Source organism: Delftia sp. PX-1, from assembly GCF_055797465.1.
In genome coordinates this window covers 4,173,022-4,195,039 of sequence record NZ_CP184763.1, presented here as the reverse complement: position 1 = coordinate 4,195,039, position 22,018 = coordinate 4,173,022, and the positions used below count along the sequence as shown (strand labels likewise).

General features: G+C 70.0%; 16 protein-coding genes. 12 read left to right on the top strand and 4 right to left on the bottom strand.

Annotated elements, in window-relative coordinates:
- Positions 1-11 precede the first annotated feature (11 nt).
- Positions 12-518, bottom strand: coding sequence for a hypothetical protein (locus tag ACN20X_RS19245; RefSeq protein WP_026061999.1), 507 nt, complete (start codon positions 516-518; stop codon positions 12-14).
- A gap of 153 nt (positions 519-671) precedes the next feature.
- Between ACN20X_RS19245 and ACN20X_RS19240 the strand changes: the two genes are divergently transcribed.
- The 3 genes from ACN20X_RS19240 (at position 672) to ACN20X_RS19230 (ending at position 3,044) form a co-directional block, all read left to right on the top strand.
- Complete coding sequence (locus ACN20X_RS19240) at positions 672-1,022, top strand: hypothetical protein (protein WP_016451613.1); 351 nt, start codon at positions 672-674, stop codon at positions 1,020-1,022.
- Positions 1,023-1,210: 188 nt separating this feature from the next.
- Positions 1,211-2,548 (top strand): hemolysin family protein, encoded by a 1,338-nt coding sequence (locus tag ACN20X_RS19235; protein ID WP_016446219.1) that lies wholly within the window; start codon positions 1,211-1,213, stop codon positions 2,546-2,548.
- Positions 2,535-3,044, top strand: coding sequence for a hypothetical protein (locus ACN20X_RS19230; protein WP_017403869.1), 510 nt, complete (start codon positions 2,535-2,537; stop codon positions 3,042-3,044). The genes ACN20X_RS19235 and ACN20X_RS19230 overlap by 14 nt, the downstream gene beginning before the upstream one ends.
- Before the next feature lie 170 nt (positions 3,045-3,214).
- On the opposite strand, the gene azu is transcribed toward ACN20X_RS19230, so the two are convergent.
- Complete coding sequence (gene azu / locus ACN20X_RS19225; protein ID WP_016446217.1) at positions 3,215-3,673, bottom strand: azurin; 459 nt, start codon at positions 3,671-3,673, stop codon at positions 3,215-3,217.
- 326 nt (positions 3,674-3,999) lie between these two features.
- Here azu and ACN20X_RS19220 point away from each other — a divergent pair, with 326 nt between their 5' ends.
- Positions 4,000-4,290, top strand: a complete 291-nt coding sequence (locus ACN20X_RS19220; RefSeq protein ID WP_016446216.1) for a hypothetical protein — start codon at positions 4,000-4,002, stop codon at positions 4,288-4,290.
- 54 nt (positions 4,291-4,344) lie between these two features.
- Here ACN20X_RS19220 and ACN20X_RS19215 read toward each other — a convergent pair whose 3' ends face one another.
- Positions 4,345-5,067: an alanyl-tRNA editing protein gene (locus ACN20X_RS19215; RefSeq protein WP_016451616.1), complete on the bottom strand. Its 723-nt coding sequence runs from the start codon at positions 5,065-5,067 to the stop codon at positions 4,345-4,347.
- Positions 5,068-5,459: 392 nt separating this feature from the next.
- Between ACN20X_RS19215 and ACN20X_RS19210 the strand changes: the two genes are divergently transcribed.
- From ACN20X_RS19210 to ACN20X_RS19175, 8 genes are all read left to right on the top strand, one after another.
- Positions 5,460-8,402 (top strand): DUF4132 domain-containing protein, encoded by a 2,943-nt coding sequence (locus ACN20X_RS19210; protein ID WP_473209745.1) that lies wholly within the window; start codon positions 5,460-5,462, stop codon positions 8,400-8,402.
- A 76-nt stretch (positions 8,403-8,478) separates the two neighbouring features.
- Positions 8,479-11,460: a DUF4132 domain-containing protein gene (locus ACN20X_RS19205; RefSeq protein ID WP_473209744.1), complete on the top strand. Its 2,982-nt coding sequence runs from the start codon at positions 8,479-8,481 to the stop codon at positions 11,458-11,460.
- 23 nt (positions 11,461-11,483) lie between these two features.
- Positions 11,484-14,411 carry a DUF4132 domain-containing protein gene (locus ACN20X_RS19200; RefSeq protein ID WP_473209743.1) on the top strand — a complete coding sequence of 976 codons (2,928 nt, stop codon included), beginning with the start codon at positions 11,484-11,486 and terminating at the stop codon, positions 14,409-14,411.
- Entirely contained in the window at positions 14,411-15,535 is a 1,125-nt protein-coding gene (locus ACN20X_RS19195) for an ATP-binding protein (protein ID WP_046241649.1), read from the top strand. The genes ACN20X_RS19200 and ACN20X_RS19195 overlap by 1 nt, the downstream gene beginning before the upstream one ends.
- The gene (locus ACN20X_RS19190; protein WP_473209742.1) at positions 15,525-17,987 is read left to right on the top strand and encodes a DUF5682 family protein; all 2,463 of its coding nucleotides are present in this window, start codon (positions 15,525-15,527) and stop codon (positions 17,985-17,987) included. The genes ACN20X_RS19195 and ACN20X_RS19190 overlap by 11 nt, the downstream gene beginning before the upstream one ends.
- 47 nt (positions 17,988-18,034) lie before the next feature.
- Positions 18,035-19,228 (top strand): VWA domain-containing protein, encoded by a 1,194-nt coding sequence (locus ACN20X_RS19185; protein ID WP_046987257.1) that lies wholly within the window; start codon positions 18,035-18,037, stop codon positions 19,226-19,228.
- Positions 19,225-20,895 (top strand): SWIM zinc finger family protein, encoded by a 1,671-nt coding sequence (locus ACN20X_RS19180; RefSeq protein ID WP_046987258.1) that lies wholly within the window; start codon positions 19,225-19,227, stop codon positions 20,893-20,895. Before ACN20X_RS19185 ends, ACN20X_RS19180 begins: the two co-directional genes overlap by 4 nt.
- Entirely contained in the window at positions 20,892-21,197 is a 306-nt protein-coding gene (locus ACN20X_RS19175) for a hypothetical protein (RefSeq protein ID WP_017403878.1), read from the top strand. The genes ACN20X_RS19180 and ACN20X_RS19175 overlap by 4 nt, the downstream gene beginning before the upstream one ends.
- On the opposite strand, the gene ACN20X_RS19170 is transcribed toward ACN20X_RS19175, so the two are convergent.
- Positions 21,182-22,009, bottom strand: coding sequence for an isocitrate lyase/PEP mutase family protein (locus ACN20X_RS19170; protein WP_046987259.1), 828 nt, complete (start codon positions 22,007-22,009; stop codon positions 21,182-21,184). The genes ACN20X_RS19175 and ACN20X_RS19170 overlap by 16 nt on opposite strands.
- Between the last annotated feature and the right edge of the window lie 9 nt (positions 22,010-22,018).

The following is a 22,018-nucleotide window of genomic DNA, read 5'->3' as shown; positions in this document are numbered from 1 at the left end:
GCTGCCTGCCATCAATCCTTGTTCACCTTGTGGTCCTCGCCCTTGGCCTGTTCCATGGCCTCTGGCTCCAGCTCCTCGGCGGAGCGGTTGAGGTGGATGAAGGCACCCCAGCCCAGCAGCAGGACACCCACGGCGCTGACCAGGGCGGCGGGATAGAGCAGGTGGGCCGGCTCTTCCTGCGTCTTGAAGGCAGCGACCAGGGCTTCGACGGCCAGGGCCACGACCAGCACCACCAGAAAGCGCGAGAGAAACCGGCGCACGCGCGTGGGGCCGCTGATATGGGCCTCGCGTATGACCTCCTCTTCGGTGATGGTCTGGGCGATCTGCAGCGCGACCACGCCCGAGGCCAGAATGCCCAGCGCTTCGACGATGCGCAGGCCCGAATCGCCATCCACGCCATGCGCCATGGCGTTCCAGCCCTTGAGGCCTGCAATCCACAGCAGGGCTATGGCCGCCAGCGAAAACAGCAGGGCGATGAGCGCGTGCACGACGGTGAAAAGGGTATGGAGTGCTTTCATGGCAAAGGGCGGAGAGTGGGCTGTGGCGCATGTTTCCACGGCGCCGGCGCGCCGCTTGTAGGAAACGGCGAACAGCCGTGGACAGTGGCAGGCAGCGGTGGGCAGGCGCGGTGCCTGCCCGCGGGTGCGGCGCATGGATAAAATCCCCGGACCATGTCCAGATGGTTCATCGTGGCTTTTTCCCTGCACTTCGTCGTCAGCGTGGCCTTGTCCACGCTGGGGCTTGTGCCATGGCGGGCCCTGCCGGGGGCCGCTTGCGAGCCGGCCGGCGCCGCCTGCGCCAGCGTGCAGCGCACGGCAGCGCCGCTGGTGGACACGGCCTCCCTGCTCGATGACTTCGACCATGCGCTGATGGACGATCAGCAGGACCTCCCCGATGTCATGCATGCCGTCGATGGCGTGGATGCCCCCCGGCTGCAGGCCGATCGCCATGTCGCCAGCAGCCTTCGCGAAGGACCGTGGCGCAGCCTGGCCCCGCCCGACCGGCCTCCCCGGGCGGCCTGATCCCCTTTGCGACCTGCCGGGGCCGTTGGCTCCGTCGGGTCGGCTCATGCGGCATCCACGCCGTTCGCCGGTCCTGTCCGGCATGCCCCGTCTGCGGGGCTGGCCTATCGCTTCCAATCTCTCCGGACCCAGCGCAGCATGGGCCCTTTTTGCCGCAGCGGCGGCTCCCGGTTCCCAGAACAAGCATCATGGAAATTGCCATTCTTTTTGCGCTGATCCTGCTCAATGGCGTCTTCGCCATGTCCGAGATCGCGCTGGTGACGGCGCGCAAGGCTCGCCTGCAAAAACTCATAGACGAGGGGGACGCCGGCGCCGCCGCAGCCGCCCAGCTGGGGGCCGACCCCACGCGTTTCCTGTCCACCATCCAGATCGGCATCACCTCCATCGGCGTGCTCAACGGTATCGTCGGCGAGGCCGCGCTGGCCGCTCCCCTGGCCGAGTGGCTGCAGCGCCTGGGCGTGCCCGCGCCCTATGGCGGCTACACGGCCACGGCGCTGGTGGTGGTGCTGATCACCTATTTCTCCATCGTCGTCGGCGAGCTGGTGCCCAAGCGCATCGGCCAGACCTACCCAGAGACCTTTGCGCGCCTGATCGCACGCCCAGTCAACTGGCTGGCCCATCTGACCAAGCCCTTCGTGGTGCTGCTGTCCGTGTCCACCCATGCGCTGCTGCGCCTGCTGGGCGTCAAGGAAAACAGCGGCAGCGCCGTCACGGAGGAGGAGATCCACGCCATGCTGGCCGAAGGCACGACGGCCGGCGTCATCGAATCGCACGAGCACACCATGGTGCGCAACGTGTTCCGCCTTGACGACCGCCAGATCGGCTCGCTGATGGTGCCGCGCAGCGACGTGGTCTGCCTGGATGCCGATGCGCCGTTCGAGGACAACCTGCGCGTGATCGAGCAGTCCGACCACGCGCGCTTTCCCGTGGTGCGCGGCGGCATGGACTCCATCATCGGCGTGCTCAACGCGCGCCAGTGGCTGTCGCGCGCGCTGCAGGGCAAGGATCAGGGCCTGACCGACCAGCCCATGCAGACCGCGCTCTATGTGCCCGAGACCATCACCGGCATGGAGTTGCTGGAGAGCTTTCGGCTGTCCGACGTGCACATGGCCTTCGTGATCGACGAGTACGGCGAGGTCCAGGGCATCGTCACCCTGCAGGACCTGGTGGAGGCCATCACGGGCGAATTCCAGCCCCGCGATCCGCGCAACTCCTGGGCGCTGCAGCGCGAGGACGGCAGCTGGCTGCTGGACGGCCACATCCCCGTGCCCGAGCTCAAGGACCGGCTGGAGCTGGCCACCGTGCCCGAGGAAGAGCGCGGCCGCTACCACACGCTGGCCGGCATGGTCATGCTGCTCACGGGCCGGCTGCCGCGTGTCACCGACACCGTGCAATGGGAAGGCTGGCGCTTCGAGGTGGTGGACATGGACGGCAAGGCCATCGACAAGGTGCTGGCCATGCGCGTGGACGTGTCGCTGCAGGTGCCCGGCGATGAAGACGCAGGAGCAGCCCATGCACCGCGTTGAACGACGGGCCCCGCGCTGCGCCTGGAAACTGCTGGCATGCGCGGCGGCCGTGGTCTTCATGGCCGCCTGCCTGGACGGCGTGCAGGGCTACCCGCAGCAGCAGGCGCCCATCATCAGCCCCTACGACATGACGCAGGAGCAGCGGCTTGCCGAAATGAACGCCATGGGCGCGGCCGGCCATGCCGACCACCGCTGGACCTACGAACTGCGCCCCGGCTGCGTGCTGCGCGTGGACCTGGACGGCCCGCAAGGCCCGCGCCCTTCCCTCGATATCGCCCTGCTGGGCAGCGTGGTGGCCGTCACGTCCCAGCGTGAACGCGGCAGTTTCCGCGTGGAGCTGCAGCCCGGCGACGGCCTGCAGTCGGCACGGTCCCTGGTGCTGGAAAGCACCAAATGGGCCGACGCCAGCTGGACCCAGCTGCTGCTGCGCCTGATGCAAAAGGGTTGCATGGAAATGCAGGGCCGCCCGCACGGCAGGACCGCCAGCCGGCACTGAGAGGCGACGCACAACGGCACGGATCGGCATGCATCGGCAGGGACCGGCAGGCCAGGCAAGCGCGGCTTGCCCGGTCCCGCAAATGTGAGGGGCGGAAACGACAAGCGGCACCGAAGTGCCGCCGGGTAGGGCGCGGGGCGCAGGGTCCCGGGCCAGGGCAGATCGCCGGCTTACTTGGCCAGCGTCAGCGTGCCCTTCATCAGCGCGGAATGGCCGGGGAAGGAGCAAAAGTAGCTGTAGGCCTCGCCCGCCTTCAGGGCAGCGGTGGAGAAGGTCACGGAGTCGGTCTCGCCGCCGCCGATCACCTTGGTGTGGGCGATCACGCGGGCGTCCTTGTCCTTCACGAAGTCCTTGGCGGCGCCGGCGGCGATGCCGTCATTGGCCACGGGCTGCAGGTCGGCCGTCTTGCTCAGTACCCAGTTGTGGCCCATGGCCGTCTTGGGCAGCTTGCCCACGTGCTTGAGCTTGACCGTGAACTGCTTGCAGCTGGCGGGCACGCTGATGGTGGGCTTGTTGAACTGCATGGCGTCATTGCCTTCGATCTCGACGGCGCAGTCGGCGGCCAGCACAGGCGCGGCGACGGCAGTCATTGCGAGGGCCAAGAGGACGGGTTTCCATTGCATTGCCATTGTTTTCTCCTTGAAAAGCGGGTGAGGTGGCTGGCATCCGGTGGCCATGGACCGGCAGGCGGTCTGTCGCCATGGATGCTTTGTATGGCTGCCTCCAGCATAGACAGGATGGGGGAGGGCGGGTTGATTTGAATCAAGTCAAAACAGTTCGAAGACCTGCGCTCCAAGCATGCGGGATGGCGTCACGCCGGCAGGGTATGCGCGGTGGCTGTCGCCGGGAATCACTTGCCGTCCGTCGTCTTTTGGCGACGGGCAACCCCACAGCTCGCATGCCTCTACTCACCCCAGTCACATTTGGGTACGATTGCGGCACATAGAGAGGGTTTATGAGAGTGATGGTTTTCATAGGCGCTGTCATTGGCGCCATCTTTCTGCTGACGGCGTTCTTCGTCGACAGCTCCCAGCAACAGACGGCGCTGGCGGGCATGGCCTGTGCCAGCGTCCTCATTCCGTACGTGCTGTTCAGGCTGCACTCGATCGCCGTCGAGCAGGACAAGCTCGATCAGATCCTGCAGCTGATGCGAAAGTCCGGCAGCCAGCCCGAAGGGGTGGCTCCGGGCGGCGAGGGGTCCCGTGAGCCGGGTGGCCCCTCGGCGCCCAGGTCCTGGATGTCCTGAGGCACGGGGCGGCAGCCAAGGCAGGCCAGGCAGGCCAGGCAGGTCCGGCAGGCCTCAGGCGAACTGCACGACCACGCGCCGGTTCGTGCGGCTTTTCTTCTCGATCTTGGTGACGGCCACCGTGCCGATCTCGGCCGTGCTGCGCACATGCGTGCCGCCGCAGGGCTGGCGGTCCAGGCCGGGGATGTCGATGATGCGGATCGTCGCCGTGCCGCCGGGGGGCGCCGCGCCTGCGGTGCGTACCAGATCGGGCTGGGCGGCCAATTGCTCGGGCGTGATGCGGTCCACGTTTACGGCATGGCTGGCGGCGATCAGGGCGTTCAGGCGCTCCGTCAGATCGGCCTTGTCCAGCGTGGATTCAGGCAGGTCGAAATCCAGGCGTGCCGAGTCCGGCGAGATGCTGCAGCCCGTCACGGGCACGGGCACCAGCACGCCCAGCAGGTGCAGGCAGGTGTGCAGGCGCATCAGACGGTGGCGCCTGTCCCAGTCGATGGCTACCTGCACGCGCTCGCCGACCTGGGGCGGCGCATCGGTCTGCAGCACATGCAGGATGCGCTGGCGGTCATCGGCATAGACGGTGTCGATGACCGCCAGGCTGCGTCCGTCGGCCAGGATCAGCGTGCCGGTGTCTCCGGCCTGGCCGCCGCTGCGGGCATAGCAGACCGTGGCATCCAGCTCGATGCCTTCGGGGCTGACCGCGATCACGGTGGCTTCGCAGCGGTCCAGGTAGGCGTCGTCGTCAAAGAGCTTGTGCGTCTGGGACAGGGGCATGGGCATGGGGTGTCTCCGGGGTCATGTCGCGGTCCATGGTATCGGCGGCATGGCGGGGCCGGGCAGTACGCCTGGGCGAAAAGTCCCCAGTACAGTCCATGGCCGGCAGCGGTGGCAGTCGGCTGCTTGACAGCCTGTCAAGTGCCCGGGTCCGCGACCTGACAAGATCGGCGCCCGCGCCGCGCGCGTGCCGCTGAACAATGGCGCATTCCTTGCCGACGGCGCTACAGTTTTTTCCGAAGCTGACGACATACGCAGGGCATAAATCTGTGAGTTTTCCGAGGAACTGTCCGAATGGATCAAGAACCTTTGCGTCCATCCCGTGCAGGCTCCACCCCCGTCTCCATCCCGGCAGGCCCCGGTTTGCGGCTGCCCACATTGTTCATCTCCTCATCTTTATGAGCACTACCGATCTTCACGCAGCTTCCCTGAGCGATCTCTATGACCGGCTGGACGAAGGCCTCAGCGAAGAGGCCTTTGCCGCCGAACTTGATGCCCGGCTTCATGACGGGCGGGCCGATGAGGTGCAGGTTTTCCTGCGTGATTGCGAGGAGCGCTGCCTTTACATGCTGGGGCGCCTGAACAGCAGCGAATCGCCCTGGACACATGACGGTGAGCGCTGGCTGGCCCTGGCACGGCTCACGGTGCCGCGCGGCCATGCGCCGGCAGGGCTCAGCGAGAAGCTGACCAATGCCAAGGTGGCCGCCGAAGTGCGCGTGATGGCCGAGCAATGGCTGGCCCATGCCCGCAGCGCGGATCTGCCGGTCTTCAAAGGCATAGGCATGGTGCTGGGCAACCTGGTGCCCTGGCTCTGCTATCCAGGCATGCCCTACGAGGAAGTGACGGCCACGCTGGACTGGACGCTGGCCCTGCGCAAGGAAGGTGAGTACAAGCCCGACACCGAGTACCACGCGCCCTGGAAGCGGCTGATCGCCCAGCTGAACGATGCCGACCTGCAGCGCTACGCCGCCGTGGGCGGCAAGCTGTTCGCCGATGTGATAGTGCACTACCGCGAAGAGCGCCAACCCAAGCAGCCCAAGGGGCAGGGCTGGAAGTCCTGGATGGGCTTCTTTGCCGCGCATCCCGAGCTGTATGACCAGACCTACATAGGCGATCCGGACCTGATGGAGCAGCGCTGGGCCAGCGCAGATGCCCCACGGCGTGAGGAACTGGCGGGCACCCTGATGGGCCAATTGGGCCATGCCCAGGGCGGGGAGCGTACCCGTGCGCTGCAGCTGCTGGACCGCCTGGTGGCCGAGGATCCCGCGCCCTTTGCCAGGCAGCTGCGTGAGAACGGCGGCTATCGGATCAGCCTGGCGCTGGCCATGCATATCATGAAGCAGGACGATGCCGCCTTGCTGCCCCTGCTGCTGCCGGCCATTGCCCAGCACTGCGACCGCGAGGACGAGCTGCGCCGCTACCGCAGCGCGATCCGCGAACTGGTGACCCGCCGCCCGGCCGATCTGGCCGAGGTGCCTGTCAAGGACCTGGTCAATGTGCTGCCCGCGTTCGACACCGCCAGCCTGAAGGCCACGCTGCCCACCCTGACCCCGCTCATCGCAGGCAGCAGCGCCAAGGGCCTGCGCGCCGCCATGGCCGGCCTGGCCGCCCATATTCCGCTGGCCAGCTTGGTGGATGCCGGCTGGCTGAACAAGCCGCCCAAGAACCTGCTGCTGACCTGCCGCGACGTGCTGCTGGCCCACCCCGACCCCGCCGTCGGTCCCTTGCTGGCGCAGTTGCTGGCCGGCGGCAAGCTGGATGCGGCCTCGGCCAGCAGCGTGCAGCAGCGGCTGAACCAATTGGGCCTGACCGGGCAGGGCGCCTCGGCATCGGAAGAAAGCCAGGCGGATGCCGCATCGCCAGCGTCTGCCGCTGGCGGCGTGGACTTGGAAGCCCAGATCGCCTCCATCAAGCGCCTGAGCGCGGCCATCAAGCCCTTCGACACGCCCGAGCTGCTGGCGCTGTGCGCGCCGCTGTCCGAGCACGCGGCCCGCGTGCTGCTGCATGTGTCCGCCATTGCCGAAGGCGGCCTGCCGCCGCTGGCCCACGAGCTGCTGGCGCGCATTCCGGCCGACAACCGTGCCCGCCTGGCGCTGGCCCTGGTGCAGCAATGGATTGCTTCCGAGGGCGAGCCCAAGCAGCGCTGGGCGCTCAGGCTGCTGCCCGGCCATGCCGATGACCGCGTGGTCGATGCGCTGGTGGCCGCCGTCCAGGCCTGGAACCGCCCGCGCCTGCAGCGCGCGGCCGCCGCTGTCGAGCATCTGGGCGAGGTGGACAGCCTCTACGCTCTGCTGCGCGTGCAGGAGATCTCCGAATCGCGCTCGCTCAAGGACCAGGTGCAGCGCACGGCGCGCAGCGCCCTGCGCGCTGCCGCTGCCCGCCGCAAGATGAGCGTGCCCGAGCTCTTCGACGAGCTGACCCCCGACTTCGGCCTGGGCCAGGGCCTGACGGTCACGGTCGGGCCGCACAGCTACCGCGTGGAGCTGCAGGGCGATCTGAGCCTGCGCGTCATCAACGACAGGAACAAGGCCAGCAAGACCATTCCTGCGGTCAAGGACGAGGCGCTCAAGCCCGAATGGGAGGCCGCCACTGCGCAGCTCAAGACCCTGTCCACCAGCCTCAAGACCGTGGTCAAGCAACAGGCGCCGCGCATGCTGGCGGCCCTGGTCAGCGGCAAGCGCTGGCCGCTGGATCGCTGGCAGCGGCTGTTCGTGGCCCACCCGCTGCTGCGCATCGTGGGGCGCAGCCTGATCTGGCGCGCAGAGGATGCGCCGGGCCTGGCGCGCACCAGCTTCCGCCTGGCCGAGGATTTCTCGCTGGTCGATGTGGAGGATGAAACCGTGACCCTGCCCGCTGGCTGCAGCATCAGCCTCTGGCACCCGGCCACGGCCCAGCCCGGCGAGCGCGAGGCCTGGCAGGCCTACATGGCCGACTATGAGCTGGAGCCCCTGGTCGACCAGCTGGGCGCCTGCGCCGAGCAGCCAGCGCCCGGCCAGTTCAAGAACGGCATGCTGCTGCCGCCCGCGCCGATCACGCTGGCGCAGGAGCAGCTCGGCGCCATGCTCAAGAAGTTCGGCTACCGGCCCGGCCCCGTGGGCGATGGCCCCAGCATCAACGAGCATGTGTGGCGCCTGCCCGCGCTGGAGCTGAGCCTGGAGCTGTCGCACGGCTATTTCCCGCCCTACCTGGACCTGGGCCTGCCCGTGGCCGTGGAAGGCCTGCGCGTGCACGACCTGAGCAAGGGTTACGGGGCCAGCGCCGACCCGGCGCGGCTGCCCAAGCCGCTGCTGGCCACGCTGCAAGGCCAGTGGCTGGCCCTGGCGGCCAAGGCGGCTGCCTGAGCCCTTGTCTTTGTGAACCTTTGCTCCCTTGAAACGTTGGCCGGCTGATCGCCCATCACCGAAGACTCCACAGACCATGAGCAACAACGAGACAGCAGCGCTTCCCCTGCAGGCTTTGTACGAACTGCACACGGCCGCGCCGGCCGGGCGCGAGGGCATGCCGGCCTTTGCCGCCGAACTGGCAAAGCGCCTGGCCCAGGGGCGCGATGCCGAGGTGGCGGACTTCCTGCGCGACAGCAGCAGCCTGTGCCAGGAGCGGTTGCGCCAGCTGCCCGGCGAGCATGCGCCCTGGCAGCGTGACCACGCGCTGTGGCTGGCGCTGGCGCGCATCAGCCTTCCGCTGGGACAGTTCTATGGGGGCAACCCGGGCGTGCCCCGGCGCAGTGCCGAGCTGACCGCAGAGCTGACGGCACTGGCCCGCGCCTGGCTGGATGACTGGGGCAGCCGCACCCACCAGCCCTGGAGACTGCGCGATGGCTACGACCTCGTGCTCAGGCAGGTGTTTGGCGTGCTGGGCCATGAAGGCATGTCCAGTGCCGATATCACCGGCCTGCTGCGCTGGGCGCGGGAACTGAGCGCAAAGGCCGGCATTGCGCCCGGCGCGCAGTACTACTGCCAGTGGCAGCACCTGCTGCACCAGCTGCCCGAGCCCGAACTGCTGGCCATGGCCATCGAGGACGGCGGCGGCCAGCTCAGCCGCGACATCGTCCAACGCCAGCTGCCGCTGCAGCGCACGCGGCCTGCAGCGCAGCGCTGGGCGCTGTGGCGGGATTTTTTTGCGCAATTCCCCGCCGTGCTTGACCAGCTGCGCCTGCCCGAGCCCGTGCTGATCGCATCGCGCTGGGAGACGGCCGATGCCGCGCGCCGCGACCTGCTGGCCCAGGACCTGTTCAAGGCCTTGTGCTTTGCCTCGGACGATGACTGGCCGCATGACCATGCCCTGGTGGAGCGCATGCTGCAGACCGACGCTGCGCCCCTGGCCGCCTGGTTCAAGCAACTGGGCCACCTGGCGATCAATCCCGCCGTGGCGCAGCGGCTGTGGGAAGCCCGGTGGCCGGCCCTGCTGCCGCTGCTATTGCCGGCCTGCGCAGACGGCTGCAAGCACGAATCCGACCGCGCCGGCTACGCCTCGGTGGCCGAAACCTTGCTGGCCGATCGCCCTGGCGACCTGGCCCGGCTGGCCGCCGGCCCGCTCACGCACCTGCTGCCCGCGCTGCGCGTGGACACGCTGCAGCGGCTGCTGCCGCAACTGGGCAAGGCCGCCTCCGGCAGTGCCTCCAAGGGTTTGCGTGCGGCGCTGGCACAGGCGCTGTCTGCCTTGCCCGTGGATGCGCCCCAGGCCGCCGGCTGGCTGGCCAAGCCCAACAAGAACCTGGTGCTGGCCTACCGCGATGTGCTGTTGGCCCATCCTGATCCGGCGTCTGGCAGCCTGCTGTCGGCACTGCTGTCCGGTGGATTGCTGGACGTGGCCGAGCAAGGCCCGGTGCAGGCGCGACTGAAGGATCTGGGTGCCGCAGCCCCGGTTGCGGACGCAGCCGGGTCACCTGGCGGCGAGGCCGTGCCTGCGGGCAGCGATGCCGGCTCCCTGGCAGCGCTTGAAGCCCAGGCCGCCAGCCTGCAGCGCCTGTCGCCCGCCATTGCCGCGCTGGACCAGCCGGCGCTGCTGGACCTGCTCGCGCCCCTGTCGGCCCAGGCCGCGCGTGCGCTGCTGCACCTGGCGGCCTCCAGCCCGCAGGAGCTGCCTGCGCTGGCCCACCAGCTGCTGGCCCAGGCCGGCGCGGAGAACCGTGCGCGGCTGGCGCTGGCCCTGGTCCAGCACTGGGTGGCTGCCGATGGAGCGCCCGAATCGCGCTGGGTGCTCAAGCTGCTGCCCGGCGCGGCGGACGACCGCATCGTCGATGTGCTGTCCTCGGCCGCCCTGGCCTGGCACAAGACGCGCAAGGAGCGCGCCGTGGTCGCGCTGCAGCAGTTGGGCCGGCTCGACACGGTCTATGCCCTGTCCTGCGTGCAGGCCCTGGCCACCGGCAAGACCCTCAAGCCCAGCGTGCTGGCCGCCGCGCAGGCCGTGCTGGCCGAGGCCGCCACGCGGCGCGGCATGGCGCTGGCCGACCTCGGCGACGAGCTGACCCCGGACTTCGACCTGGGCCGGGGCGTGCAATTGCAGGTGGGCGCGCAGACCTATGACGTGCTGCTGCGGGGCGACCTGTCGCTGCGCCTGCGCACGCCGGCCGGCAAGCTGGTGCGCAGCCTGCCGGCCCTGGCCGACGAGGGCCTGCGCACGGAGTGGGAGGCGGCCGCCGCGCGGCTCAAGACGCTGTCCAAGGGCATCAAGGCCGTGCTGCAGCAGCAGGCGCCGCGCCTGCAGTCCTGCCTGATGCTGGGCCGGCACTGGCCGCTGGACACCTGGCGCCGCCTCTTCCTGGAGCACCCGCTGCTGCGCGTGGTAGCACAGGGCCTGGTCTGGCGGGTGGAGCCCGCAGCCGGCCAGCCGTTCAGCCTGCGCATTGCCGAGGACCTGTCCCTGGTCGATGCCGAGAGCGACGCGGTGCAACTGCCGGCCGAGGGCCGCATCGCCCTGTGGCACCCCGCGCAGGCCACCGAGCAGGAGCGTGCGCAGTGGCGCGAATGCCTGGCCGACTACGGCCTCAAGGCCCTGGTCGAGCAGGTCGATGCGCCCGCCGACCTGCCGCTGTCCAGCCAGTGGCAGCAGGAACTGCTGCAGCCCCTGGCACCGATACGGCTCACGCAGCAGGCGCTGGACGGCCTGGCAGGGCCATGGCGCTTTCATGCCGGCTCCGTGTGCGATGGCCCCGGCATCTACCTGCACCTGCGGGACTTTGCCGTGCAGCACTGGCGCGTGGAACTGCTGCACAGCGCGGCCATGCCGTACTACGAGCCCGGCCATGAGATCGACATCGAAGGCTTTGCCCTGCGCGACATGGCCGCCGACCGCCTGCTGCCCCCGGCCGAATGGCCGCTGCCGCTGCAGGCATCGCTGTGCGCCATGCTCCAGGCCCTGGCCTCGCGCGCTGCGGGCGCGGCTGCAGCCCAGGTTTGACTCCCTCCAGAACCCCTGAATCCATGAACTCTTCGACCCTAGAACACACCGACCAGGCCACGCTGGAGGAACTGAGCGCCTCGCTGCCACCCGCCGAACTGGTCCAGGTGCTGGCCAGCCGCATGCGCGCGGGCCGGCATGACGAAGTGGGCGCCTTCACGCGCAAGGCCTTCGACGACTATTCCAACCCCATCCGCGCCCTGGGCAACTTCGATCTGCCCTGGACCCATGACCATGACCTGTGGCTGGCCTTCGCGCGGCAGACCATCCCCTTCGGGCGCAGGATCGACGGCAGCCTGGACGGCGACATTCCACGCCACAGCCCCGAGCTTGCGGCCGAGTTCGAGCAGATGGCGCGCGCCAGCCTGGCCCGTCCACCTGCGCCGGACGGCGACAACGACTACCGTGAAATCCGCATCCTGGACATGTTCGGCTGGCTCTGGTACCCGGGCATCAGCCGTGAACGGGTGATGCAGCTGTTGGACTGGGCCGCAGAGCTGAACGTCCAGTCCGGTGGCGGGTATGACAGAGCCGACTGGAAGCTGCTGCTGGGCAGCCTGGACGACCAGGACCTGATGGAGCTGGCCGAGCGCGGCGGCGCGCTCTATGCCGACATCCGCGATGTCTACATGAAGCGGCACAGCGACGTTCCGCACCCGCAGCGCTGCGCGCCCTGGTACGACTTCTACCGCCGCCATCCCGACTGGTTCGACGACAAGCCCATCAACGAAGACCCGGGCCTGATCGCGCTGCGCTGGGACCTGGGCGCCGATGCCCAGCGGCGCCTGGAACTGGTCAACCTGCTGCTGGGCAGGGCGGACCATGAGCCGGCCGACTACTTCATCCCCATTTTCGACCGCCTGGTGCGGGAGGATGCCGCGCCCTTCGTCGCCTGGATCGAAGGATGGCAGCCCAAGTACCACTTCGATGCGGTGGTCGCCCAGCAGATCTGGAAGGCACGCTACCCGGAGCTTTTGCCCCATCTGCTGCGCTGCATATTGCAGAAATCGCGGATCGAGCCCTTCATTGGCCTGCTCAACCAGATGCTGGCCGAGCAGCCCGACTACCTGCGCGAGATTCCCACCGTGCGCCTGGCCCCGCTGCTGGCGCAGCTGGACCCGGCCATGCTGCATGCCCGGCTGCCCCTGCTGGGCGAACTGCTGGCTGCCAGCAGCTCGCGGGCGCTGCGCGAAGCGGTGGCGCGCTTCATGCAGGGACTGGATGCGCAGGCCGTAGGCGCTGTCTTCGAGTCCAACGCCTGGCTACAGCGGCGCGAGAAGGCGATGCAACTGGCCTGCCGCGACATCCTGCTGGTCCACCCCGATCCCGGGGTCGCGCCGCTGCTGCAGGCGCTGCTGCGCACGGGCCTGGACCTGGGCTCCGAAAGCATGGTCGAGGGCCGGCTGCTGGCCCTGGGTGTGCCAGTGCCGGGTGCTTTGACCGTGGCGCAGGGGGAGGGGGGCCGGGTGCCGCTTGACGCACTGGAGGCCCGCGTGGCGCGCTTCAAGCGATTTTCCAGCAGCATCAAGGCCTATGACCAGCCAGAGACCCTGGCCCTGTTCGCGCCGCTGTCCGAGCATGCGGCCCGCATCGTGCTGCATCTGGTGGCCACGGCCGAGGAAGAGCTGCCGCCGCTGGTGGAGCAGCTGCTGGCCCATGTGCCGGCCGAAAGCCGCGCCCAGCTGTCCCTGCACCTGGTCAATGCCTGGGTGGCCCTGGAGGGCGAGCCCAAGGCGCGCTGGGCGCTGCGACTGGCCAACGGCCATGTCGACGACCGCCTGGTGCAGACCCTGGTGGCCGCCGTGAAGGCCTGGGGCTGGAGCAAGAAGCTGCGCGCCATCATCGCCGTGGAGCAGCTCGGTGCGCTGGACACGCTGTACGCGCTGTCCCAGGTCCAGACCCTGTCCACCTCGCGCAAGCTCAAGGACCTGGTGATTGCGGCAGCGCATGACGCGCTGGAGGCAGCCGCCCAGCGGCGCGGCCTGAGCCTGATCGAGCTGTATGACGAACTGACGCCCGATTTCGGCCTGGGCGGCGAAGGTCTGGTGCTGGAGGTGGGCCCGCAGCGCTACCGCCTGCAGCTGCAGGGCGACCTGAGCCTGCGCGTGGTGGGTGACAAGGGCAAGGCCTCCAAGACCCTGCCTGCGCTCAAGGACGAATCGCTGCGCCTTCAGTGGAATGCGGCACAGGCCGAATTCAAGACCGTTGCCGCCGGCGTCAAGGCCATCGCCAGGCAGCAGGCGCCGCGCATGGGTACCGCCTTCATGACGGGACAGCGCTGGTCCGTCCCGCGCTGGCGCCGCCTGTTCCTGCAGCATCCCCTGCTGCGCATCATGGGCCGCACCCTGATCTGGCGGCTGGAGCAGGGCGCCAGCTTTCGCATTGCCGAGGACTTTTCCCTGCTCGATGCCGCAGACGATGCCGTGGAGCTGCCCGACGATGCGCAGGTGCTGCTCTGGCATCCGGTCGATGCCGCAGCGGGCGAGGTTGAGGCCTGGCGCACCTGCCTGGCCGACTACGAGTTGCAGCCGCTGATCGACCAATTGGGCGCGGGTGCGCAACTGCCCGACGCCAGCCAGTGGAAGAACCATGCCCTGCACCCTGCCGGCCCGCTGCAGATACGCCAGGGCGCGCTGTCCGGCCTGTTGGCCAAGTGGAACTACCGCCCTGGCCCCGTGGAAGACGGCCCCGGCATCTACGAGCACAGGCTGGACCTGGCGGGCCCGCAGCTGTACATCGAGCTTCACCACGGGCGCTACATGCCGTTCATGGAACTGGACCACCGCGTGGACATCGCCCACGCCGTGGTCTATGACAGCAGCCACCGCGGCGAGGATGGCCGCTGGCCCCGGCTGCAGCCGCAGCAGTGGCCGCGCGCGCTGCAGGCCACGCTGATGGCGCAGTTCGCGGCCATCGCCGCCAAATCGGCCAGCACCAAAGAGAGCGACTGATGGCCACCAAACGCATTGCGGCGCCCACCCCGGAACCTGCCGCCCAGCGGCTGCCGGCCGAGATGGCCCACGCCCAGGAACTTGCGGCCCTGCAGGCCGCCGACCAGGGCCCGCGCCCCGACGGCTGGCGCCTGAGCCCGCGCTCCGTTCGGCGCTTCATCCTGGGCGGCCCGGCCCCGGATGGCGGCGGCCCCGAAATCGCCCGCAAGATCCACGGCAACGATGCCCTGGTCGAGCGCGCCATCGTCACCCTGGCCGGCCAGCGCGGCCTGATGCTGGTGGGCGAGCCGGGCACGGCCAAATCCCTGCTGTCCGAGCTGCTGGCCGCCGCCATCAGCGGCGACAGCAAGCTCACCGTGCAGGGCGGTGCCGGCGTGGTGGAGGAGCAGATCCGCTATGGCTGGAACTACGCCCTGCTGCTGCGTGACGGCCCCGGCCCCGAGGCCCTGGTGCCCGGCCCGCTGCACCGCGCCATGGGCGAAGGGCGGCTGCTGCGCTTCGAGGAGATCACGCGCTGCTCCACCGAAGTGCAGGACTGCATGGTGCCCGTGCTCTCCGACCGGCTGCTGCAGATTCCCGAACTCAAGCACGAGCAGCCCTGGCTGCTGGCACGGCCGGGCTTCAATGTGATTGCCACGGCCAACCTGCGCGATCGCGGCGTCAACGAGATGTCGGCCGCGCTCAAGCGCCGCTTCAACTTCGAGACCATGCGCCCGCTCGAAGGCGTGGCCGCGCAGGCCGCATTGATAGGGCAGGAGGTGGGCCGCGCACTGGCGCAGCAGCGCATCGGCACCACCGTCGCGCCCGATGTGCTGGCCCTGCTGGCCACGGCCTTCCAGGAGCTGCGCAGCGGCAGCGTGGAGGGCACGGCCGTGGAGCGGCCGGGCACCGTGCTGTCCACGGCCGAGGCCATCGACGTGGCCTTCAACGCCGCCTGCCAGTGCTGGTACTTCGGGCAGGAGCGCGTGGGTCCGGCCCACCTGGCGCGCCACCTGCTGGGCACGGTGATCAAGGACGACGACGAGGACCGCCGCCGCTTCGCCGAATACCTGCGCGTGGTGGCACGCCAGCGTGCAGGGCAGCCGGCTTGGCAGGACTTTGTCGCAGGCGGCCGTGAGCACTGAGGCCGCAGAGGCCATCGCCTGGCTGGCGCCGCTGCCGCAGCTGCGCCTGGTGCCCGTGCGCCACCACAGCCCGCGCTGCGCCCACCACCTGCGCGCGCTGATGCGCGAGTTCAAGCCCAGCCACGTGCTGATCGAAGGCCCGGGCGAACTCGATGCCCTGCTGCCTGCGCTGCAGCACGCCCAGGCGCGTCCGCCGCTGGCGGCCTACCTGCATGCGACCGTGGCAGGCGGCGATGGCGCACATGAAACGAATGGCTCGAATGGCGCGAATGGCGCTTTGGAGGACGACTGGCGCTGCCGCTGCTATGTGCCCTTTGCGGCCTTCTCTCCTGAATGGGTGGCCCTGCGCGAGGCGGTGCGGCTGCGCAGCCATGTGCGCTTCATCGACCTGCCCTATGCGGCGCGGCTGGCCCAGGCCGCGCAGCTGGACTACTTCGCCTGCGCGCCCGAACCCCTGCTGGCCGACGAGCCCTCGCGGCGCGCGCCCGACGTGCTGGCCGGCCTCATCCAGGCCGGCGGCTGCCGAGACTTCGACGAATGGTGGGACCGGCATTACGAATCGGGCAATGAGGACGCCTCGCCCCAGGCGTACTTTGCCGGCGTGCTGGCCTTCAGCCAGCTGCTGCGCGAGCGGGACGAGGCAGCGGGCGGCGCGGGCCCTGATGCCGAAGACAGGGCCCGCGAGGCCCACATGGCCGCCCAGGTCCGCGAGGCCCTGGCCGAAGGCGGGCGCTGCCTGGTGGTCTGCGGCGGCTTTCATGTGGCGGGCATCGTGGCTGGCATCACCGCTGGCCTGTCGGCGCCCGAGCGTCCGGCTGCGGCCGGTCAGCCCATCGATGTGGGCGTGCATCTCATCCCCTACACGCTGCAGCGGCTGGAGCGTGCCAGCGGCTACGCGGCCGGCATGCCCATGCCCGGCTACTACCAGGGCGTTTGGCAGGCGCTGGAGCAGGGCGCCTCGCAACCCGATGCCCAGGCCTGGCCCGAGATGGCGGCACGCACCGTGAACGGCCTGCGTGCCCGGGGCCTGCCCGCCAGCCTGCCCGACGCGGCAGAGGCCGTGCGCCTGGCCCATGGCCTGGCTGCACTGCGCGCCTGCCACGGCGGCCGGGCCGAGCTGCTGGAAGCGCTGGACAGCGCCGTGTTCAAGGAGCATGCCCAGGCCCTGCGTCCGCAGCCTATGGAGCCGCAGGCCGGGCAGCAGACTGGTCAATGGCTGCTGGACGCCGACGACTACGGCCAGCTGCCACCCAATGCGCCGGCCGCCCCGCTGCTGGTCGATGTACAGGCCTTCTGCCTGCGCCACCGCCTGCCCGTGCGGCCTGCCGCACCCGTGCGCAAGGAGCTGGACATCTACCGCAGCGCCCGTCACCGCCGCCTGTCGCAGGGACTGCACCGGCTGCGCTACCTGGGCGTGCCCTATGCGCAATGCCTGGCGGGACCGGACTTTGTGGCGGGCACCGGCCTGGCGCGCGTGCGCGAGGTCTGGACGCTGGGCTGGCAGGTCGAGACCACGGTGGCACTCACCGAGGCCATGCGCCACGGCTCCAGCCTGCAAGAGGCCGCTGTCCACCGCGTGCTGGAGCGGCTGTCGCAGACCGCCGACACCGAGCCGGCGCAGCGCGTGCTGGAAGTGCTGGTCATGGGCCTGGACGGCATTGCCCAGCAGGTGCTGGACACCGTGCAGGCCTGGATGGAGCGCAGCCACGACGCCCTGGCCCTGGCCCGCGCCACCGGCTGCCTGGCCCTGGCCTACGAGGCCCGCCATGCGCTGGGCGGCGTGGGCCTGGCGCGCCTGCTGCCGCTGCTGCGGCGCTGCTTTGCGCAGGCCTGCCTGCGCCTGCCCTGGCTGGGCGAGGGCGTTGCATCCCAGCAGGCACAGGCCCTGGATGCCCTGGCCGATCTGCACGGCATGGTCTGCCGCGCCGTGCCCTGGGCCGACGCCGGCCTGTTCCACGATGCCTGTGCCGCCTTGCATGAGGCAGGAGCCGGCAGCACGCCTGCGCGCGTGCGCGGCGCCACCGCCGGCATCCTGAGCATGGCCGGCCGCTGGCAGATTGCGCAGACCGATGCCGCCCTGCGCGCCATGCTGGGCCTGGCGCAGGTCGATGCTGCCGCCATGGGCGAGTACCTGCAGGGCTTTGTGCGCGTGGCCAAGGGCTGGCTGCTCAGTCATCCGCCGCTGCTGCGCCTGCTCAGCGACGGCATTGCGCACTGGCCGGAAGACGCCTTCCTGGCCGGCCTGCCGGCCTTGCGGCTGGCCTTTGCCCAGCTGACCCGTGCCGAACTGCGGCAGCTGGCCGGGCGGCTGGCCGGTTTGTCGGGCGCGGCCACGCCACCCGGCGCAACCACGCTGGCCTGCGTGCACCTGCCATCGGACGAGGCCCTGGCGCACAGCCGCGCCTTGGCGGCCCAGGTGGGCCGGCTGCTGCATCCCTGGGGACTGTCATGAGCCGGGAAGATCCGCCAATGCACGAACTGCCAATGCACGAGCCGCCAATGCAGGAACAGGCAATCGATGCCGCCACCCTGCGGCGCTGGCGCCTCATCCTCGGGCCCGAGGCGGCCCAGCCCCTGGCTGCGGCGCAGCCGCTCGATGGCGCCGATGCGCGCCGCGACGCGGCACTGGACTATCTCTACCAGCGCGAGCACCGCCTGCGCGAGCAGCCCGACGGTGCAGGCACCGACGCCTGGCAGGGCACGGGCGGGCAGTCCGCGCGCCAGGGCGGCAGCGGCGTGCCCGAGCCCCAGGCAGTGCACTGGCTGGGCGAGGTGCGCGACCTGTTTCCGCGCAGCGCCGTGGAAACGCTGCAGCGTGATGCGCTGTCGCGCTACGGGCTGCACGGCCTGCTCGGCGACCCCCAGGTACTGGCCCAGGCCACGCCCAGCATTGAATTGGTGGCCGCGCTGATGGCCGTGCGCGCCAGCCTGCCCGTGCAGGTGCTGGACGAGGCCCGGCGGCTGGTGGCACGCGTGGTGGCGGATCTGCAGGCACGGCTGTCCTCGCGCGTGCGCTCGGCCTTCGGGCGGCGGCGCAGGCGCCGCAGTAGCCGGGGCCAGGGGCAGATGAGCGATCTGGACTGGCCGCGCACCCTGCGCCACAACCTGCGCCACTACCAGAGCGAGGAGCAGGTGCTGGTGCTGGAGCGCCTGTTCTTCAGGGAGAACGAGGCGCAGCGCCTGACCTGGGACCTGTGGCTGCTGGTGGACCAGAGCGGCTCCATGTACGAATCCGTCATCCACAGCGCCGTGATGGGCAGCATCTTCGCGCGCGTGCGCGCCTTGCGCACCCATGTGCTGCTGTTCGCCGACGAGGTGGCCGATGTCACCGGCCAGCTGCATGCGCCCGAAGAACTGCTGCTGGGCGCGCAACTGGGCGGAGGCACGAATATCGGTGCCGCCCTGGCGCATGCGGCCGGGCAGCTGGGCGCGCCGCGCCGCAGCGTGGTCGTGCTGATCACCGATCTCTACGAAGGCCATGACGAGGCCCGCGTCATCGCCGAGACCGAGCGGCTGATCGCCAGCGGTGCGCGCGTGCTGGTGCTGGCCGCCCTGGATCGCCGCGCCCATCCCGACTACGACCGGGACCTGGCTGCGCAACTGGTAGAACGCGGTGCGCAGATCGGCGCCATGACACCCGACCATCTGGTGGACTGGCTGGCCTGTGCCATGCAGGGAGGGCGATCCTCATGATGCAGGAATGGCTGCGCACCCTGGACGATGACGCCATTGCCGACTGGGCCAACAAGGGCCTGCTCAAGCGCGGCGCAAAGGCCCTGGCGACATTGGATGCGGCGGCCTGGGAGCTGGATGCCAGCCATGCCCGGGCCGATATCGAAGGCCATGTCCAGACCCTGGCGGGCGCGGGCTTTGCCACGCTGCAATGCAGCTGCCCCGCCTATGGACCCTGCCACCATCTGTGCGCCTTGCTGCTGGGCCTGCGCGCGCGCCTGGCCAGCGGAGGGGCGGCCGATGAGGCAGCACAGGCCCCTATCGCGCCATGGCTGGAGGGCGATGCCGAGGCCGTGGCGCGGGCCTTCGGCAGCGCTGCCCAGCGCAAGGCCCTGCGCTGGATGGCACAGGGTTTCGAGGCCGTGCTGGAAGAGACGCCGGCCGCGCTGGTCGGTGAACTCTCCAATCCCGACGAAGTGACCGTGCGCCTGCCGCGTGCTGGCGGCCTGGCGGCGGCCAGTTGCAGCTGCAAGGCCGCCACCTGCGCGCACCGCGCCCTGGTGGCATTGCAGGCCCGGCGCGCAGCGGGCGCACCCATGCCCGAGCTGCCTGCGCATGCGCTGGAAGCCGGCGCACTGCAGCGTCTGGCGCAGGTGAGGCTCTGGCTGACCGGCTGGGTGCTGCAGGGCCGTGCCGGCATGAGCCCGGCCTTCCTCGACCAGGGCGAGGCACTGTCCACCGAACTGCGCCAGGCCGACCTGCCGCGCCCCGCCAGCGTGCTCAACCTGCTGGTGCGCGCATTGCGCGACGAGCGCGCGGGCCGCGCCGGCGCGGCCGAGCGCGTGGCGCCCCTGCTGGCCGCGCTGTGGATGCTGCTGCGCGGCCTGGCCCAGCAACCCCTGCCTCGGCCCCTGCAGGAGCTGGCTGGCGTGCATAGGCGCAGCTACCGGCGCGTGCAAGGTTTGTGTCTGCATGCCGTGGCGGCCGAGCTGTGGCTGGCGCGCGGAGGGCAGCGCGGTTTTTCGGTGCACTTGCAGGATGCGGCCAGCGGCCGGTTCCTGACCTGGTCGGCATCGCGCGCTGAGGGCTTTGATCCGCAATGGGAGCCTGCCCAGGCGCTGGAATCGGAAACCCTGGGCGGCCTCACGGCAAGGCAGCTGCTGCAAGGTCCTCATGTGCTGGTGGACGGCTGGGTCAGCGACGACGGCCGCCTTTCGGCGCGGGATGCCACCCGGATGGTGGCGGCCCAGGCGGCCGGCCCCTTGCCGGGGGCCGACGACCCCCAGGTCCTGCTGCGCCGCCATCTGCAGGAGCTGCATGCAGACCCCTGGCGCCAGCAGCCGCCCCTTTGGGCGCGATGGCAGGTGAGCGGCAGCGGCCTGCCGCAGACTGACCTGCTGCTGCAGCGCTGGACGATGGAGCTGCAACCGCAGCTGCCAACCTCCGGCCCCGTCATATGCCTGGCCGGTGATCTGCACGGCATGCAGGGCAGGGCGGGCGAGGCCCTGCGCCGGGAGCTGGCGTGCGGCCGGGTGCTGCAGGAGGTCTTTGGCCGCGTGGAATTCGTGGCCGGGCGATTGCAGATGGCCGTGGCATCGGTGCGCTGGCGGGACAGTACGGACTGGCACCATCCCAGCACGGCCTGGAAGCCGCCGCCAGCGCAGGGCAGCAGGGAGAAGCAGCCATGAGCACGGCACCGAACGAAAACGCCGAGGCGCCGCTGCGCCATTGGCTGGCACAGGGCCAGGTCTGGCTGGCCGATATGCAGGCCGCAGGCCTGGTGGGTGCCGGCGCACCGCTGCTGGCTGCAGGCCGGGCCTGGGCCGATCAGGCCGCACTGCTGGGCTGGTCCGCCCTGGCACGGCAGATGGACGGCGTGCTGGACCCGCAGCTTGCGCCGGTGGAGCGCGCAGCCGCCCTGCTCGATATCGCGGTCTGGGTCATGACCGCGCAGCGGCTGCAGGCCGGTGCGGATCAGTCCTTGCCCTGAAAAAAGCCATTGAGCTCGGCGCCAGGCGTGGCCTGGGCGAACGCGTCGAAGCGCCCCGTCTCGGCAATGGAGCGCGCCGCATGCAGAAAGCCGCCCCAGGCTGCGCGCGCCAGTGCGCCGCCCACGCTGATGCGGCGCACGCCCATGGCCTCGGCATCCTGCAGGCTCCATTCGCTGGCCCCTCCGATCAGCAGATTCACCGGCTTGGGTGCCACGGCCGCCACCACGGCACGGATCTGCTCGGCGCTGCGGATGCCGGGTGCGTACAGGCAGTCCGCGCCGGCCTCGGCATAGGCCTTGAGCCGGGCAATGGTGTCGTCCAGATCGGGCCGGCCCACGAAGAAATTCTCCGCACGCCCGACCAGCAAGGTGCTGCCGCCTGCCTCGTCGATGGCAGCGCGGGCGGCGCGCAGCCGGGCCACGGCGTCCTCGATGCTGCGCAAGGGGTTGGCCGCATCGCCTGTCGAATCCTCGATGGACAGCCCTGCCACGCCGGTGTCCAAGGCCATGCGAACGCTCTCTGCCACCTCCTGCGGACCCAGGCCGAAGCCGCTTTCAAAGTCCGCGTTCACGGGCAGGTCGGTGGCCGCGACCAGGGTGCGCAGATGCGCCAGGGTCATGTCGCGCGAGATGGTGCCATCGGGCCGGCCCAGCGACCATGCATGGCCCGAGCTGGTGCTGGCCAGCGCCTTGAAGCCCAGGCCCTGCAGCATGCGGGCGCTGCCGGCGTCCCATGGATTGGGTAGTACAAAGCAGCCCTGGCGGTGCAGGGCCCGGAAGCTGGCACGTTTTTGTTCGGTGGTAGGGGTCATGGAACACTC